Raw genomic sequence first — 18,086 nt, 5'->3', positions numbered from 1 at the left:
AGGGATACTGCGAACCTACTACTTCATTTAATTGACACTACTTGCCAAAAACATAAATGATAGAAAGCTGCTGTTGCTGGTCAAGTGTATCCCAATCAATAAAATGCATCGAAAGGTTGAATTTCCCTTTTATCTTTTCGTGGTTAATAAAATACCAGATCAGATCGGTGCGCGAGTAGTTTTTTGCCCGGTAATACGGATCGCCATAAGCAAATTTGTGTCCGGCACCAAGATTCATAACCGATTTTATTCCGAAGTTTTTATAACGCATTATGGCTTCGGCAAAAAAGCTGCTGGCTGTTTCGTAACCATCTGTAACATTGCGCTCGCGATATTGCGATGTTAAAAGTCCCATCTTCAGGTGACCCTGAACCGCTATATTTTCAGGTACCCGAATTCCTCCCTGCAGGGCCAACCCCATATAATCTTCAATGTGCAATGGTGGATCGTTGTGCAGTGTGTGTGCATTATGAAACATCAACAGATAATTCTGCAAAAACAAATTTTTATAAAAGATCTCGCCCGAAAGTCCGGCCATAAATTGTTCGCGTTGTATTTCGGTTTGGCGGCCAACCCAGTCTACAAAACCATTCTGATGCCCCCAGTCCCAGCTAATTTCTCCAAACATTCCTTCAATATTTGGGCGGTAGTAAAGTAGGGTATCTGTTAACATGGCCAGCGGGAAATCAATTTTGTTACGGCGCGGAAAAGCACCAAATGCAAACTCCTTATCTTTATCCTGAAACTGATAATACAGCGTTAACTTTGGTTTCTGTGCATCCATATCGCTGCCAAATTCAATCAGGTGACTCAAGCCTCCACGCAGCTGATGATTGTCAATATCAACGCCAATTTCAAAAGCACCGCGGCTTCCCATTATGGTTTGCGGATAAGCAAAAGGTTGCGTAAACTCGCGGTTATCGCCAATGCCTTCAAACAAAAACTGGTAGTTAAATTCCTGTGCCTGCGAGAACAATGCACTGAAAAAGAAAATTATAATAAGTGCTTTTTTCATTGATTTCAGAATTTCATTGCGAATGTAGTAAAACCTTTATCAAAATGATTAATTGAAAAACTCTTAAATTGCCAAACTGTTTAATTGTGAAATTGAACACTGCGACTGGCAACTGAGATTAAGAACTAAGTTTAGTCGCACAAAATATAATTGTCTTTTCGTGGGTTGATCACCATTACCGGCAATTTGCCCGCATGGTTGATAATCTTTCTTTCGGGTAACCCCACCAAAAGATCGAGTGGTGTAATGCTCGAACTTCCCAAAATTACCAACAAGTTACAGTCCGATGCCAGAGCCAGTTCAAGTGCTTCAAAAACATTGCGTAAACTCGACTTACTTCCTTTAAAACATTTATGTGTAATCTTGAATTTCTTATACAATTTCCGTGTCAATGCAGTATTCTTGTACACCTTGTTTTTGGCTTCTTGTGTTTTGTCTCTGGCTGCAATTGTAACAATCTGCGCACCATAAAATCTTCCAAAATACGAGCACCACAACGAACTGTCGCTTATTTCTTTACGTAGGTCTATGGGCTGTACTAAGTGATTGTAATCCGTTATTTTCGATTCAGGATGAACAAACAAAAAAGGAATAGAAGTTTCGGCCAATGCTGTTGAATAGCGTTTAAAATTTAAGGAATTCAATACTATCATTATCGCTTCATAATCTATGGCAAGCAGGTCGGGCAACTCTGTTTGACTCTCAGAGGTCAAAAGTGTCGATACTTTTTGCTCTGGCATTTCCTGTTTTACGATTGCAGCATATTTTTGAAGCTTTTCTTTCAACTCATCACGCTGTTTTTTCTGTTTAGGATGATAATTATAGAGTAAACAAAGCTCTTTTTTGAAGATAGCTGCCAATTTCAGACCATGAAGAATCAGGTTCTGATCCGTTTCTTTCAACTCGGTATAAACAACTATTTTCTGCTCTTTGCTATCTGTCATATTAGTTTTTCAAGTAAAAATAACTATTTCGTCCATGCTTTTTTTTGTTGTTGAAAAAAATCAGGAAAGGTTAACATGGATTTACCTACTTTTATGCTGCTAAAGAATGAACTATGATAAACGAAAAATTGCTCAGGCCCAACAGTATTGTAGTTGTTGGGGCATCAAACAATATTGCCAAACCCGGTGGGAAAATCATAAAAAACCTGCTGGATCATAATTTTACCGGCGATCTTTTTGCCATTAATCCCAACGAATCAAAAATTCAGGGGATTCCCTCATTTCCCGATGTAGCGGAATTACCCGAAGTTGATCTGGGGATTTTGGCCATTCCTGCAAAATTTTGTTTGCAAACCGTTACCGATCTGGCAGAACAAAACAACACCAAAGCTTTTATTATTATTTCGGCTGGTTTTGGCGAAACCAGTGATGCCGGAAAAGAGCTTGAACAACAAATTGTAAAAGTGGTTGAGGAGCACGACGCTTGTTTAATCGGCCCAAACTGTATTGGAGTGATGACGCCGTGGCATGCCAGCGTATTTACAACACCAATTCCTGAATTAACTCACGAAGGTTGCGATTTTATTTCCGGATCGGGGGCAACTGCGGTTTTTATCATGGAATCGGGTATCCCGAAAGGATTGCGTTTTGCCAATGTATTTTCTGTGGGTAACAGTGCTCAGGTTGGTGTTGAAGACGTTCTGGCCTATTTGGACGAACATTATGAAGATGGCGTTAGTCCGCGCGTAAAACTGCTTTATATCGAGAATATTAACAATCCGGATAAGTTATTACATCATGCTACTTCATTAATCCGAAAAGGATGCAAAATTGCCGCCATTAAAGCTGGAAGTTCATCAGCCGGAAGCCGTGCTGCTTCGTCGCACACCGGGGCACTCACCAGTTCCGATGCGGCGGTGGAAGCTTTATTCCGAAAAGCCGGAATTGTGCGTTGCTATGGTCGAGAGGAGCTGACTACTGTTGCCAGCGTATTTATGTGCAAGGGACTACATGGCGAAAAACTAGCAATTGTTACGCATGCTGGTGGTCCGGGAGTGATGCTTACCGATGCCCTTGAAGATGGTGGATTAAAAATACCCGAAATTGCCGATTCTGAAGCGAAGAAGTTGTTACTGCAAAAGTTATTTCCGGGATCATCAGTTGAAAATCCTATCGATTTTCTGGCAACAGGTACCGCAGAACAACTGGGACATATTATCGATGCCTGCGAAAATGATTTTGATATTGACGGTATGGCTGTAATATACGGAAGCCCGGGATTATTTCCAATTGGCGATGTGTACGAAGTGCTTTCCGAAAAAATGAAAGTCTGTAAAAAACCCATTTACCCTATTTTGCCATCGATTATAAATGTGAAAGATGATGTTGCCCACTTTTTATCGCGTGGGAATGTGAACTTCCCTGATGAAGTGCTGCTCGGGCGTGCATTAACAAAAGTAATGAATACATCAAAGCCTGTTGCTGAAACGGAAGAAGCTGACGGGGTTGATACGGAGGCTCTTAAAGCGGTTATTGCAGCTACAGAAAATGGTTATCAGCCGCCCGAAGTGATTCATAAATTATTTGATTTAGCGGGAATTCCACGAGTAAAAGAAATGGTAGCCAAATCCGAATCTGAAGCAGTGTTGGCAGCTATGAATCTTGGTTTTCCGGTAGTAATGAAAGTGGTTGGACCGGTGCATAAGACAGAAGTTGGTGGGGTAATTCTGAATGTTAGAAGTGTGACCCAGGTGCGTAAAGAATTTCATCACCTGTTTGAAATTGAAGGAACAGAAGGAGTACTTATCGCACAAATGGCATCGGGTAGCGAGCTGTTTTTGGGTGCTACCTATGAAGAAACATTTGGGCACGTTGTGTTGTGCGGAATGGGCGGAATTTATGTGGAAGTGATGAAGGATGTGGCCTCTGGACTGGCGCCACTAACACATGATGAAGCACGGTCGATGGTTAACAGTCTGAAATCGTACAAAATACTGAAAGGATTCCGCAAGCAGGAAGGAGTAAATATCGATAAGTATGTGGATATTATTGTGCGCTTGTCGTGGTTGCTGCGTAATGCCACCGAGATTAAAGAGATTGATATTAATCCGCTACTGGGTAACGAACAGGAGATTCTGGCGGTGGATGCACGCATTCGAATTGAACGGTAACAGACATATAAATAGAAGGCTGTCTCAATAATCAATTGATAGGTGATTCAGAACTTGTTTCAGAATGTTAAAAACTTATTGGTGGACCCTGATTCAAAGTTCAGTAGTTATTAACTACTCTCTTGACTATTGAGACAGCTTATTACATGACACTGAATTATGCTTTACATATTACCCGGAGGAATAGCAGCCGGAACAACATTATGAACCGGCTTTAAACTTTTTAAGTAAGCAAAGATTGCTTTTACATCCTCGTCTTTTATGTCTCTGAAATTCAAAACAGGCATGGGAGGCAATAACATTCGTGTACCGTCCAATCCTTTATACTTACCTTCTTTTAAAGCCTTTTTAAATTGTTCTTCGGTCCAGGTGCCAATACCTGTTGCATCGGGTGTAAGGTTGGCAGCAAACGACATTCCCCAGGGACCTGCACTGCCGGTAAGATCGGGATAAAACACCGCAAATCCATTATTTGTAAGCGTAGAATCAAAATCAAGTATTGGACGATCGCCGGGGTAGCCCGATAAAAGTAACTCAGGAATTAGTTCAGGGCCATTGGGCCCCATTCGTTTTGGAGAATGGCAATCGTTACATCCCATAATTGTTACCAGGTACTCACCACGAACCACCAGTTCGTCTGCCGAAAGTGCAGGTGGATCAGTCTCTCCTGCTGATGGTTTTGTACTGTTCGTGCACGAAAAGTTCAACAGGCTTAAGCAAAAAGCTGCAAACATCAGCCAAACAAAATTGTTCTTTCTCATCGTTTTTAAATTAAGTTATACATATCACAGTTAGTCTCACTTTCCTTTTAAAGCAGGCTGACTTTTGATCTTTTATCGATTTAAATGAGTATGCCGGAGATTTACTATCATCAATTTACATCTTATTAAGATTAATTCAAAATAAAAAGTAATATGGAATTTCTTATATCGAAGGAAGTTCATAGTGTAATTGCTTAGATATTTCTAATTTGGCGAAATCAAAACACCGGAATATGCATCAACATATTGCTTTAAATGGCGATGACCTGGCCATGAATTCGCCATTTATTAAAAAGCTATTAAAAGGTGAATGCCGTGATTATTTCCCGGAGCTGAGGGGAAAAAGGGGAGTGCTTTTTTCGAATACTACGCTGACGCGGTTTATCGAAGAGGAGTTTAAGCACGATAATTTTGAACTGACGAAAAAATACGGGCGAAGTATACGTACTTTATCCAGTGGTGAACAGAAAAAGGTACTCCTGGAATTTCTAATCGGTACAAAACCTGGGTTTATTGTGTTGGATAATCCTTTTGATGCGCTGGATGTGGCCTCGGTAAAACATTTAAAAGCGCGTTTAGAGACAATCGCCAGGGAAATGATGGTGATTCAGGTGTTTAAACGAAAGAACGATCTGTTGCCCTTTATCCGGCATGCCATGCGTGTTGAGAATGGAGAAGTAGTTTACGCCGATGGAATAAAAAATACCTGGAAAAATATGAATCGGAAGAAGAAGAGCATTTTAACGTTGATATTCCGGGGCCTATACACGAACAAACTGATAGCTTCAAAGAGTTGATAAAGCTAAGGAACGTTTCGGTAAAATACCATGAACGACAAATTCTTAACAAAATTAACTGGACAATAAGAGCCGGTGAGTTTTGGCAATTGAAAGGGCCCAACGGATCGGGGAAAACTACCATTCTTACCATGATAAACGGCGATAATCCTAAAGCTTTTGGGCAAAATATCGAACTGTTTGGCCGCCGGAAAGGGACGGGCGAAAGTATATGGGAGATCAAAAGGGAAATGGGTTATTTTACGCCGTCGATGATGGAATTATTTAAACGCCGTCATACAGCTGAAGAGATGGTAATTTCCGGTTTTCACGATTCCATAGGCTTGTACCACAAAGCAAGCGAAATACAAAAACACGTGGCCAACGAGTGGCTAAAGGTTTTGGGGCTGGAAGCAAAAAGTAATTACGCTTTTGTTGATCTCTCGCAGGTGAACCGGCGCATGGTGCTGATTGCCCGCGCCATGATAAAACACCCGCCTTTACTTATTTTGGACGAGCCTTCAACCGGTTTGGATGATCAAAGTGCAGCACTACTTTCGGCACTCATCAATAAAATTGCCGATGAAAGCCAAACGGCTATTCTTTATGTTTCGCATCGTACGGAGCCCGATTTAAAACCACAGTTTGTTTTTGAACTCATTCCTTCCGAAAAGGGTTCGGTGGGAGAGGTGAAGAGCTAATGGCTGTAATGACGGAACTGAGTCAAATTGCCAAAGACGAATTGACAGCATTACAATGAAAAGCTGTTATTGGATTACTTATTCAATTCAGAATCTTGCATGGCATATAGCTTTTGTTTCAGCCATGTACTTTGTTTTTTTGATCTCTGGTTGACAATAGTTGTATTGGAATTACTTTACATACTTTTTAATTAAAGCCAATAATTCATTTTTATCAATTGGTTTTGAAATGTAATCATTGCAGCCTGCTTCCAATGCCTTTTCTCTGTCGCTGGAGAATGCAAAAGCTGTTTGTGCAATAATTATTACATCTTCATTGAACTTTCTGATTTGTCGTGTCGCTTCGTAACCGTTCATAACAGGCATTTGAATATCCATCAGAATTAAATCGATATCAGGATTTTTGCGGCACATTTCAACGGCTTCAATTCCCGTTGTCGCTGCAATAATTTTCTGGCTTACTTCCTTAATAAATGTTGATATCAATATTTCCGATGTTTTATCGTCATCAACAATTAATATATTCATATTTTCAGTTTTTTTGTCAGCGTTTTCCTTTGAAATAACTTCCCCAACAACCTTATTTTCATTCGGTTCAGTGTTGTAAGGTAAGGTGAAATAAAAAGTTGAGCCAGTGCCTTTTTCGCTTTCCACCCAAATTTTACCACCGAGCAATTCAGCATATGCTTTAGAAATAGACAAGCCTAATCCAGCGCCCTGTCGTGCCATTTTATCTTCGATGTCAGCCTGAATAAAGCGTTCAAATATTTTTTTCTGTTTATCTTTAGAAATTCCCAGCCCTGTATCTGTTACAAAAAATTCTACATATCCGCTTTTCTTCTTACATCCAAATTCAATTGTACCCTCATCAGTATACTTAATCGCATTCTTAACAAGGTTTGTAAGAATTGCAAAGATTTTTTCTTTATCCGTTAGAATTATAGTTTGATTTGAAGGCAGTTTGTTTTTAAGTGAAAACTGTAGTCCTTTCTTGATTGCTTCCTGTTTGAATAAGTAATACGTATAATCAAGTGTATCATTGACCTCAATTTCTGAAATAGAAAGAGACATTTGTCCTGATTCAATTTTTGATAAATCAATGATATCATTAATAATGTTGAGCATTCTTATACCAGCTTTTTCTATTAATTGAATGTACTCTTGCTGATTTTTACCCGAAAGATTAGGCGCTTTTAACAGTTCTGAAAATCCTAAAATTCCATTCATAGGAGTGCGAATCTCATGACTCATATTAGCAAGAAAAGCTGATTTTAATCGGTCGCTTTCTTCTGCTTTTTCTTTGGCTTCAATTAGTTTTCGATTTATTTGTTCGTACTCCCTATTTTTTTCTTCCAATTCTGTTTCATAAACTTTATTTTTAGTAATGTTTACTCCAATACAGGCAACTCCCGTTATCTCCTTTGATTCAGAATGCAGAAGTGTATTATACCATGAAATATATAGTCGTTCATTATTCTTAGAAAGTATCATGTTCTCATAGTTTTCCACAATATTATTTGAATTGATACTGTCTGAAAAAATTTGAAATACTCTATTTGTTATATCATCTGGAATAAATATTTTAAACCAGTTTTTACCTATAACTTCATCCTTCGTATATCCGGTAACTCGCAAAAAATAACTATTACAATATTTAATACTACCGTCTTTATTCAATAATAGCGATACGATATTGCCACTATCCAGAATCTGTGTAAATTTTCGTTCCGATTCAATTAATTTTAACTGAGCAATGCTATTCTGTGCATTATTATATTGTTTTAACATAATAATGCCAAGCAGCATTGTGGCTGGCGAATAAATAAAAATAAGAGGAAGAGCAATCGTTCTTAGAGTACTTATAATTTGATCACTGGGCAGTAAGAATGCACATAACGACATTACAATATGCACCAGAATTCCCATTGCTAATAATTCTAAATAATTATTGTATTTTCTCCAATTTGGTCTGAAAAATCTCCATGACAAACCTATTGTGCCTGAGGATATTATTACCGCAATTCCCATCCATTGTCCGTCTCCACCAATAAACAATCTTACTAAACTCGTAATGGTCATGGTAATTAGTGTTGGAATTGGTCCAAAAAACAATCCCGATATGGAAATCATAACTGATCGTGTATCGAAAACAATACCGGGAACCAATTCCCAGGGAGTAAACATGAGTAAAATCCCAATGCCACTCAATATTAATCCAATAAGGATTTTTGCGCTTATACCTTTAGAGTCTTCATTTTTAACCCAGAAGTTTTCGTAAAGCATTGCAAAAGCCAGCAATATGGCTGTGTTTTGTAATAACTCGATTATAAATGAATTTTTAACTATCATTTATGTCTATATCTAAAGTGTTATCAATCCTATATTCTCTAAATATAGCAATTTTAGCAGAAAATATTTTAAATACATTTTTCATGCAGAGTCAGGGTGCATTTCATTGAGAATTTCCATAAAAGTACAGGAAATAAAGAAATCACCGTGGGATACTTTATTTTTACCCGAGGTGTGCTTTTCAGGATTGTTTGTAACGGAGGAGTAAGATTAGTAAGGGATTGCAGTTTTTTCCCCAATCAAGGTATTAGTTAGGTGTCAATCAATAAGTTAAGCCAGCCGGCTGACGAAGTGGCGGTGCTGCAACAACGAGCGTAGTTGGATTCCCAACGAAAACCTGCATTACATTTGCATTTTGTTCTGCCCTGGTGTTTTCAGATTTTATAAATTGTTACGCTACCAATAGAAAGTCAATCATAACTTTGGCACCAACACCAATATTGCTTTCAATATTGATTATACCATTCAGTCTTGATGCTAACTCTTTACAAAGCACAAGTACCAATCCTGAACCAACTTCTCCATTTGTGCCAATCGTTGATGTGTTTGTTGCAAATTTATAGAATGAATTGATTACTTCCGGCTTTATACCTTGTCCGGTGTCCGAAACTTTATAGCATGGTGAGCCAGGGCAGTGATATTTTTGCATAAAAAAAGGAAACAAACTCTAAAACAGAGTGCTTCCTTTTTCGATTTATCTGAAATCGTGGTTAGGCTTATTTCTTTTTTGCTTTCTGCATAGGGTTTTGGGCACCCCCGTAACGACCACCGCCATATCTTGATTTATACAGTTCGAAACGGGTTGGTTGTTTGCGTGTTGGCCAAAAGTTGTTGTTTAAATCCGTGTCAGCAGTTTCGCGATAAGGGTCGAGTGTTATTTGCTCCACCTCCTTACCAAACATAAATACTTTTGATACTTCTTCGTTGTTTTTGCGCCATATTTCTGCCGGAATATACTGCACCTCTTCTGTACCGTCAACAAATTTAAATTTTAAGATCACCGGCATTACCAGGCCTCCCAGGTTTTTGAAATCGATTTGGTAGAAGTTCAGATTTGCGCCAAGCAATTCTTTTTCTTCGTCAGGCAGACTTTTTATAAACTTGTCGTATTCCTCTTTATCTTCTTTGGTTACTTTATATTCGTCGTAAGTGGTGTAGAAGTCTTCCGCCGCCGGATGTTTTGATCTGTAGGTATTTTCGGCAAACGCTTTGTTACGCATTGTGGTAATTGAAAGAGCAGCTTCTTCGTCGGTGACTTTTTTTAATGGTTTTTCCACCTCCGGATTTTTGGTATTTGCCTGGTACCACTTTACATTTTCCATTGAAATATCGCAATGGTCGGTAGTAAAAAACCATCCGCGCCAGAACCAGTCAAGGTCAACACCCGAAGCATCTTCCATGGTGCGGAAGAAATCGGCCGGGGTAGGGTGTTTAAACATCCAGCGATGTGCATATTCTTTAAAAGCATAGTCGAACAGGTCGCGGCCCATTACCGTTTCGCGCAGAATATTCAATGCTGTACTTGGTTTTGCGTAAGCATTGCTACCGAGGTTCCAAACCGATTCGGAGTTGGTCATTATTGGCGAAATAAATTTTTTGTCGCCACTCATGTAAGGCACAATATTACTTGCTATTGCGCGCGACGACGGGTAATTGGGTTCCCATTCCTGTTCGGTTAAAAACTGTACAAATGTATTTAATCCTTCGTCCATCCAGGTCCACTGGCGTTCGTCGGAGTTTACAATCATCGGGAAGAAGTTATGTCCCACTTCGTGAATGATTACACCAATCATTCCGTACTTGGTGCGTTTGCTGTAAGTACCGTCGCTTTCGGGGCGGCCACCGTTAAAGCAAATCATCGGGTATTCCATTCCAATGCGGTCGGTATGTACCGAAATTGCTACCGGGTAAGGATAATCGAAAGTGAATTTTGAATATGTTTTTACAGTATGTGCAACTACACGTGTTGAATATTGTTCCCACAACGGGTTCCCTTCTTTTGGGTAATACGACATGGCCATTACGGTGCGGTCGCCAAATTTAACAGGCATCGCATCCCAAATGAATTTACGCGAACTGGCAAATGCAAAATCGCGAACATTTTCGGCTTTAAATACCCAGGTCTTTTCTTCTTTCGATTTCCCTTTCTCTGCTTTTTCAGCATCTTTCTGCGAAACGATAAAAACAGGATCTTCAGTATTGGTTTTCGCTTTTTCAAAACGATCCATTTCCTCCCGCGTTAATACTTCGCTGGTGTTTTGCAGAACTCCGGTTGCTGCAACAACATGGTCAGCAGGTACAGTCAGTTTTACTTCAAAATCGCCAAAAGGCAGGGTAAATTCACCAGTACCAAGAAATTGTTTGTGCTGCCAGCCTTCCACTTCGTTGTAAACGGCCATGCGTGGATAAAACTGTGCTATAGTATAAATATAGTTGTCTTCGTTTTTAAAATATTCGTACCCCGAGCGGCCTCCATCTGTAAGGCGGTCGTTTATGTTGTACCACCATTTTACTTTAAAAGTAAATGATTCGCCCGGTTTTAAGGTTTCGGGTAAATCAACACGCATCATGGTTTTATTAATGGTTGCCGGTAAATCGTTGCCATTGGCATCTTGCACGTAGTCCAGTTTAAAACCACCGTCAAAATCGTACATCATACGTTTCAACTGACGGAACGAAACACGCTGGTTTAATCGGGATGTCATGGTTTTGTAAGTATCCGAATTTTGTGCACGCATATTCTGGTCGAGTTGTAACCATAAATATTTCAAAATATCGGGCGATTGGTTGTGGTAGGTAATCGTTTCTTCTCCATAAATTCGCTGGTTTTCATCATCCAGTCGAATAGCCATTTTATAATCTGCCTTTTGTTGCCAGTATTCGTGTCCAGGTGCTCCGGATGCCGTACGATAAACATTTGGTGTTGATAACTCTTGTTTTAACTGTCTGAACTTATTAAGGTTAATGTTCTCCTGTGCCACAGAGACTACACAGGCAGACACGAAAAGAGTAATAAAAAGTGCTAATTTTTTCATTATGTAATTAAATATCTTTTATCTATGTCAAAATGGTAGGAGAACAAAATTAGTAATACTTTCAACTTATTGTAAATTCCACCATAAAAATCCTAAATTGTTTACAAAAGTTTGTAATTACTTTTGTTTTGTTGTTGAGCCAAAGATTAAAAAACGGCAGGTGCTTTCTCTATCATTAAAATAACAGAAATACCGAAGGCCATTCCAGATACAAAAGTGCGCCAGAAATCGTTTTTTACCCTAAACAGCTGAACAGTAATAAACAGCAGTGCTAAATATATGGCAAGAATAAGAATCTGCCCCAATTCAAGACCAATATTAAACGCCAGTAGTGGGGTTAAAATGTTCGACTCGCGGCCCAGTAATTCTTTCAGATAATTTGAAAAACCCAACCCGTGGATAAGCCCGAAAAATAGAGTAAGTATATAAACTATCCGGTTATTTTTAGCTTTAAACGGCAATATATTCGCAATGGCCGTAACACAAATGGTGGCCGGTATCAGGAACTCAATAAGATCGGACGATACGTTAACGATATTTAAGGTTGAAAGGGCAAGCGTAACCGAATGACCAATGGTGAAAGCCGTAATAAGTATCAACACCTTTTTAAAGTGGTTTAGGTAGTACCCGGCACATAGCACCAGAACAAATACAATGTGGTCGTAAGCATGGATATCAATAATGTGTTTGAACCCCAATTTGAGGTACATCTCGAATAAACTCATAAAATTTTTACTTTTGCCCTATAATTTGAAGGGCATGAAAATAAGTAAAAAATTAATTCTACCGGTTTTGTTTCTCTTTTTAGGGGTGTTTTTTTCGCAGGCACATCCTTTTTACGTGAGTATTTGCCAGCTTAATTATAATGAGCAAAACCAATCGCTTGAAATTTCCGTAAAGATCTTTGCCGATGATCTCTTGGCTGGCCTGTCGGAAGAAGGCCATACTAAGCTTTATCTGGGAGAAAGCAGAGAAAGTGAACATGCCGATGAATACATTTATACTTATTTGAAACAAAACATCCGTTTCAAAGTGAACGAAAAAGCTGTTGAACCAAAATTTGTTGGAAAAGAAATGGAGAAGGATGTAGTTTGGACTTATCTGGAAATTGATGATATTGTAGAACTGAATAATATTGAAGTTAGCTGTTACCTGTTAACTGATGTGTTCAGCGACCAGAGTAATATTATTCAGGTAACTAAAAACGGCAAGATGAAAAACCTGTTATTAAGCAAAAGAGAAACAAGAGGCCGCTTAAATTTTGATTAGAAATCAACAGGATGAGAATTTATTTGTGGTTTGAATAATCGTATTGATGAAATTAACTTTATAACTTGAAAACCCGATTTGAATGAATCCATTAGCCATAATTGGAGCTTTTGTAATCACCCTCTCATTTCTCGCCTACGGTATTGCAAGCATTTCCCTTGTACGGTTTAGAATTATAGGAAGGATAGTACTTTTATTCTTAACTATGGGGGTGTTGCTCGATTTGATAGCCATTTCTTTGATGATTTTGGGATCAAAAGGAAATCCTTTTACCCTGCATGGTTTTCTCGGCGCATTGGCTTTTTTTGTAATGCTAATAGGTGCTGTTTGGTGTTGGAAGATATATTTTTCTTTTGGCCGCGATTGCAGAGCCGGTAAAAATCACATAATATATACGAAAGCCGCCTACTTATTTTGGGTAGTGGCTTATTTTACAGGAAGTTTAATAGTAATTTGGAGGTGATATGTCGAATAATGACTGGAAGGAACGATTAGGAGTTGTATTTTCAACCAACCCTGATTTTGATTACGATAAAGACAAAGAGGAAGAGCAGGAAAGCGTGCCTGCCAATCAGCAGGATTTGCGGGTTTTGCTGGATAAAAAGAAGCGGAAAGGAAAAGCCGTAACGCTGGTAACCGGATTTGTGGGTTCTGATGACGACCTAAAAAAGTTGGGTAAAAAACTCAAATCGAAATGTGGGGTAGGCGGCACAGTTAAAGACAGAGAGATTTTAGTTCAAGGTGATTTCCGTCAGCGTGTTATGGATTTGCTAAAAGCTGATGGTTATAAAGTAAAACGATCAGGCGGTTAATCGACTGAAAAATAAAAGAAAAGCCCCGTTCTTATTTTCAAAGAACGGGGCTTTTTTGTGCCGTTTTATTTGGTTTTAAAACCATCCGGGCGTTTCCAGCGAACCGGAGCAGCCGGTTCAGGTTTTAGCTGAAACTCATTTCCTTTTAATTTGTTAAGGGCAACTTCCACCGCTTTTTCCAGTTGCGGATCACGACCCTGTAATATAAGTTTAGGCTCCTGTATTACTTCAATGTCAGGTGCAATCCCTTCTCCTTCAACGGCCCATTCGCCATCAACATCAAAGAATCCACCTCGCGGAGCTACAATACGTCCGCCATCAATTAGCGGAGGTGTGTCCCAGGTACCAACCAAACCCCCCCAGGTTCTTGTGCCAATTAGTGGTCCAAGGTCTTTTTCTTTAAACATATAAGGTAACAAATCGCCACCCGAGCCGGCACGTTCGTTAATGATCATCACTTTCGGTCCCCAGATTCCGGCCATTGGTGTTGTCCAAGGTCGATTGTCATTGGCCTTACTGTTGAAATAACCAAGCAGTGTGCGGCTCATTACATCAATCATATAATCGGCAGCCGAACCTCCGCCATTGTTTCGCTCGTCGAGTACAACACCTTTTTTATCCTGCTGCGCAAAGTAGTATCGGTTAAACGATGCAAACCCACCTGCACTGGTATTTGGCAAGTATACATAGGCCAGTTTTCCACCTGATAGCTCATCTACTTTTCGGCGATTACCTTCAATCCAGTCGATAGAGCGGAGATTTCGTTCGCTTGAAACCGGCTCAACTATTATTTCTTTGGCATCATTAACTGATGTTGTTGCACTAACTTTTATAATGGTTTGGCGCCCTGATGTTTGTTCGAAAAGACTGTAAGGATTAATGGGTGCTTTTACTTCCACACCATTTACGGCAAGCAGGTAATCGCCCTCATTAACATCTAGTCCCGGAGCAGCCAGTGGCGCTTTAAAATTCGGGTTCCAGCTCTCGCCATCGTATATTTTTGAGATTTTGTAGTAGCCGTTTTCTTCAACTAGGTCGCAGCCCAATAGTCCTATTGGTACCCTGTCAATATCTGGCATATCGCCACCTGCCACATACGAGTGACCAATAGCAACTTCTCCGCTAATCATATCAATAATATAGTTCATATCGGTACGGTGGCGGACATGTTTTACCATTGGCGAATACCAATCGTAAATTTTATCCCAGGGCGCACCATGCACGTTATCAACATAAAGGAAATCGCGCATAAATCGCCATGAATCATCAAACATTTGTTGGTATTCCTCCGATGGATCGATTTTGATCTTCATGTTGGTTTTCAGATTGCCATCGCCATTTTTAGGTTTGCTGCCTGATTCTGCAATCGCCCATGAACTACCTTTGCGGTACAATACATTCTTTCCGTCGGCAGACGTTACGAAGTTTCTGATACCGGTTAAAAATTCTTCGGCTTTATTTTCTTTTGCTTCGTACTTATGAATGGTTAAGCCACTTTGGTTGGGGACCGATTCTGCTACAAATACGGTTTTCTCAGGTCCCTGAACCAGACCGGTGTAGTTTCTGTTGGGCATATCCAGCGCAACAATTCGTTCTGAAATACCATCTACATCAATCGTAACCGTTAGTTCATCTTCTTCATCTTCCGAATCTTTATCGTCTTCTTCATCACCATTCTTCTTTTCCTCGTCGTCTTTGTTTATTTCCTCATCGTCGCTGGTTGGCAAAATAGGCGAGGCTTCATCTTTCGCCAACACCATACAGTACAGACTTCGTGTTACATCAGGATCGTACGAACTCATATCGAGCCAGCCTGTTGCCAAACCATAATTTGTACTGGCCAAAATGTACATGTATTTGCCACTGGCATCCCATGCAGGCGTTAAAACATCGGCCATCCCATCGGTTAGCTGATGCGTTTCTTTTGTGTCGATATTATAAACAAAAATGGCTTTAAAACTGCTGTTTAGCTGGCGGGCATAAGCAATCCATTTGCTGTCGGGCGACCAAACGGGTTGCATTTCGCGGTTTGGATGCGCAAAAATATCGGTGCCAACTTTGGTAACTGCACCTGATTCAAGCTCGATAACCCAAATATTGTAATCGGTGTCGGTGTAGGTAATACGCATACCGTCGGGCGACCACTCGGGGTGGAAAAAGAATGTTGGATTCTCAAGCGTGTATGTTTTTTTGTTCTGACCAAACTGATCGGCAACAACTAATTTGTATTCATCAGTAGCATCGTTAAACCAGGCAATTTTATCGCCTTTGGGCGACCATGCCGGGTAACGATCGGCCACTCCTGATGTTTTGGTGATGTTTCTCCACGTTCCTTTCTCTTTTGGAACGGTAAATATTTCACCACGGTACTCAAAAACAGCCCGCTTGCCATTTGGCGAAATATTTGGGTTGGTAAGATTACTTGCCGAAACCGCATCCCAGCGTTCGCGGGCAAAGTTCATGTCGCCTTTTACATTTATTACAAGTTGTTTGTCATCGCTGGTTTCAGGGTTTAGTAAATGCAGATACCCACCGCATTCGTATACAATTGCGTCGTTACAGGCATCGAGGTTTTTAATATCAAATTGTGCCTGCGTGGTGAGTTGCTCTTCTTCTTTGGTTTTCGGATCAAAGGACCAGATATTGCTGGCGTAATCGCGTTCTGACAGGTAGAAAACTTTGTTGTTGTACCACACCGGATCAAGATGGCGTTCTTTGGTGGGTTGTGGCGTGCGTATGAGCTCTTTGGTTGCCATATCAACAATCCACACCGGCATTGCTTGTCCGCCGCGGTAGTTGCGCCACTCCGGATCCCAAAAAGTAATCGGAATATAAGCGATCTGTTGTCCGTCGGGGGAGAGTTCGCCAAATGCGGCACGCGGAATATCGATTGCTTTAGGTAATCCGCCTTCCATTGATACGGTAAAAAACTTGTTTGTTTGTGTTGGTCGTGCTTCTCTTCCCGAGCGGAACATAACTTTCCCGTCAGGTGTCCAGCCCTGAACGACATCGGCTCCGGGATGCCAGGTTAAACGTTGTGGCGATCCTCCTTGCGCAGGAATTACGTACACATCGGTATTGCCACCGTACTGTGCTGAAAAAGCGATCCATTTTTCATCGTTCGAAAAATGAGGATTGGATTCCTGACCTTCGTTTGTGGTTAACCGTATGGCATCGCCTCCGTTTCTGTCTACTTTCCAAAGGTCGTTGGCATAAACAAAAACAATACTTTCAGCAGAAATTGTGGGCTGACGAAGTAAGCGTGTTCCTTGCGCACTGGCAAAGGATGTAACAACTAGCATCAGCAAAATAAAGGATGTTAAAAATTTCATAGAACTGGTATTTGTATGTTAAAATGATTCATTTTTTACGAAGTGAAAGCCATATGTTACGTTTATTGTTTAATAACTTATGCTATTTGTAAGTTAATCCAATAATTGATTACAGTTTGAAGTTAAGATTTTTTGAGGAGAATCGGGAATACCCGAAAGGCTGTGCGTGGCTTATTTAGGTTTCTGGGAAATTCCGAAAAGATGAACCAGATTAAAAAATACACGTTCCGCATTTGCGGAAACCTTGTTTTAATCTTCAGGCTAACTTTCCGACCATGGGGAAACCTTCAACTGAACATCGGGCTGCCTTTCCGCGCTTGTGGAAACTTTGAAAGTAATCGCCGGCTAGCTTTCTGCATATCAGGAAACCTTGTTTTCTGTTTAATTGAGACTTTCCGAAGTGGGGGAATATCTAATTTTTATTTTGATTTGTGATGCCGCAATTGCGTAGGGAGCAAAAAAAAGGCCTCCTAACGGAGACCTTTTAACTATAGAGTTACAACTCTTAGAATCTTCTTTCTTTGATACGGGCTTTTTTACCGGTTAAGCTACGTAAGTAGAAAATACGCTTACGGCGAACACTACCACGCTTGTTCAGTTCAATACTATCAATAAAAGGAGAGCTAATTGGGAAGATTCTTTCAACACCAATGTTTCCTGACATTTTACGAATGGTAAAAGTTCTGGTGTTTCCTCTTCCGCGTACCTGAATAACAACACCACGGAAATTCTGAATTCTTTCTTTGTTACCCTCTTTAATTTTATAGCTAACAGTGATGGTATCACCTGCACTGAATTTTGGATGGCTTGATTCCACCTCAAATTCTTTTTCTACTAATTTAACTAAGTCCATTTTCTTAATTTTTAATAAGTTGGCAATATATTTTGCGTTGTTGCAAAAAAGAGATTGCTTTAAATCGG

Annotated in this window: 15 protein-coding genes; 6 read left to right on the top strand and 9 right to left on the bottom strand. The window is 40.0% G+C overall.

Going from position 1 to position 18,086, the window contains the following annotated elements; genetic code table 11:
- Positions 1–37: 37 nt before the first annotated feature.
- Complete coding sequence (locus G0Q07_RS12130) at positions 38–1,015, bottom strand: hypothetical protein (RefSeq protein WP_163346337.1); 978 nt, start codon at positions 1,013–1,015, stop codon at positions 38–40.
- A 131-nt stretch (positions 1,016–1,146) separates the two neighbouring features.
- The gene (locus G0Q07_RS12125) at positions 1,147–1,959 is read right to left on the bottom strand and encodes a hypothetical protein (RefSeq protein WP_163346336.1); all 813 of its coding nucleotides are present in this window, start codon (positions 1,957–1,959) and stop codon (positions 1,147–1,149) included.
- A 113-nt stretch (positions 1,960–2,072) separates the two neighbouring features.
- Here G0Q07_RS12125 and G0Q07_RS12120 point away from each other — a divergent pair, with 113 nt between their 5' ends.
- Entirely contained in the window at positions 2,073–4,130 is a 2,058-nt protein-coding gene (locus G0Q07_RS12120; RefSeq protein ID WP_163346335.1) for an acetate--CoA ligase family protein, read from the top strand.
- Positions 4,131–4,294: 164 nt separating this feature from the next.
- Here G0Q07_RS12120 and G0Q07_RS12115 read toward each other — a convergent pair whose 3' ends face one another.
- Positions 4,295–4,891 (bottom strand): c-type cytochrome, encoded by a 597-nt coding sequence (locus G0Q07_RS12115; RefSeq protein WP_203532533.1) that lies wholly within the window; start codon positions 4,889–4,891, stop codon positions 4,295–4,297.
- 233 nt (positions 4,892–5,124) lie between these two features.
- Between G0Q07_RS12115 and G0Q07_RS12110 the strand changes: the two genes are divergently transcribed.
- Both G0Q07_RS12110 and G0Q07_RS12105 read left to right on the top strand, forming a co-directional pair.
- Positions 5,125–5,688 (top strand): ATP-binding cassette domain-containing protein, encoded by a 564-nt coding sequence (locus tag G0Q07_RS12110; protein ID WP_163346334.1) that lies wholly within the window; start codon positions 5,125–5,127, stop codon positions 5,686–5,688.
- Entirely contained in the window at positions 5,685–6,368 is a 684-nt protein-coding gene (locus G0Q07_RS12105; RefSeq protein WP_163346333.1) for an ABC transporter ATP-binding protein, read from the top strand. Before G0Q07_RS12110 ends, G0Q07_RS12105 begins: the two co-directional genes overlap by 4 nt.
- 171 nt (positions 6,369–6,539) lie before the next feature.
- On the opposite strand, the gene G0Q07_RS12100 is transcribed toward G0Q07_RS12105, so the two are convergent.
- The 4 genes from G0Q07_RS12100 to G0Q07_RS12085 all read right to left on the bottom strand — a co-directional run bounded on the left by G0Q07_RS12100 (position 6,540) and on the right by G0Q07_RS12085 (position 12,477).
- Positions 6,540–8,717, bottom strand: coding sequence for a hybrid sensor histidine kinase/response regulator (locus G0Q07_RS12100; protein ID WP_163346332.1), 2,178 nt, complete (start codon positions 8,715–8,717; stop codon positions 6,540–6,542).
- A 391-nt stretch (positions 8,718–9,108) separates the two neighbouring features.
- A complete protein-coding gene (locus G0Q07_RS12095; RefSeq protein WP_163346331.1) occupies positions 9,109–9,366 on the bottom strand; it encodes an ATP-binding protein in 258 nt (85 codons plus the stop codon).
- Between the two features lie 67 nt (positions 9,367–9,433).
- Complete coding sequence (locus G0Q07_RS12090; protein WP_163346330.1) at positions 9,434–11,752, bottom strand: M1 family metallopeptidase; 2,319 nt, start codon at positions 11,750–11,752, stop codon at positions 9,434–9,436.
- A 146-nt stretch (positions 11,753–11,898) separates the two neighbouring features.
- A complete protein-coding gene (locus tag G0Q07_RS12085) occupies positions 11,899–12,477 on the bottom strand; it encodes a HupE/UreJ family protein (RefSeq protein ID WP_163346329.1) in 579 nt (192 codons plus the stop codon).
- A gap of 34 nt (positions 12,478–12,511) precedes the next feature.
- Between G0Q07_RS12085 and G0Q07_RS12080 the strand changes: the two genes are divergently transcribed.
- The 3 genes from G0Q07_RS12080 (at position 12,512) to G0Q07_RS12070 (ending at position 13,833) form a co-directional block, all read left to right on the top strand.
- Complete coding sequence (locus tag G0Q07_RS12080; protein WP_163346328.1) at positions 12,512–13,021, top strand: DUF6702 family protein; 510 nt, start codon at positions 12,512–12,514, stop codon at positions 13,019–13,021.
- An 82-nt stretch (positions 13,022–13,103) separates the two neighbouring features.
- Entirely contained in the window at positions 13,104–13,484 is a 381-nt protein-coding gene (locus G0Q07_RS12075; protein WP_163346327.1) for a hypothetical protein, read from the top strand.
- Between the two features lies 1 nt (position 13,485).
- On the top strand, positions 13,486–13,833 hold the full coding sequence (locus tag G0Q07_RS12070; RefSeq protein ID WP_163346326.1) for a translation initiation factor: 348 nt from the start codon (positions 13,486–13,488) through the stop codon (positions 13,831–13,833).
- A gap of 65 nt (positions 13,834–13,898) precedes the next feature.
- Here the strand turns inward: G0Q07_RS12070 and G0Q07_RS12065 are convergent, their stop codons facing one another.
- Both G0Q07_RS12065 and rplS read right to left on the bottom strand, forming a co-directional pair.
- Positions 13,899–17,165: a S41 family peptidase gene (locus tag G0Q07_RS12065; RefSeq protein WP_163346325.1), complete on the bottom strand. Its 3,267-nt coding sequence runs from the start codon at positions 17,163–17,165 to the stop codon at positions 13,899–13,901.
- 505 nt (positions 17,166–17,670) lie between these two features.
- Positions 17,671–18,018, bottom strand: a complete 348-nt coding sequence (gene rplS, locus G0Q07_RS12060) for a 50S ribosomal protein L19 (RefSeq protein ID WP_163346324.1) — start codon at positions 18,016–18,018, stop codon at positions 17,671–17,673.
- Between the last annotated feature and the right edge of the window lie 68 nt (positions 18,019–18,086).

Origin of the sequence: Draconibacterium halophilum (assembly GCF_010448835.1) — a bacterium.
Taxonomy (GTDB): Bacteria; Bacteroidota; Bacteroidia; order Bacteroidales; family Prolixibacteraceae; genus Draconibacterium; species Draconibacterium halophilum.
The sequence above is the reverse complement of the archived record's forward strand: the minus strand, read 5'-3'. Positions and strand labels throughout refer to the sequence as shown.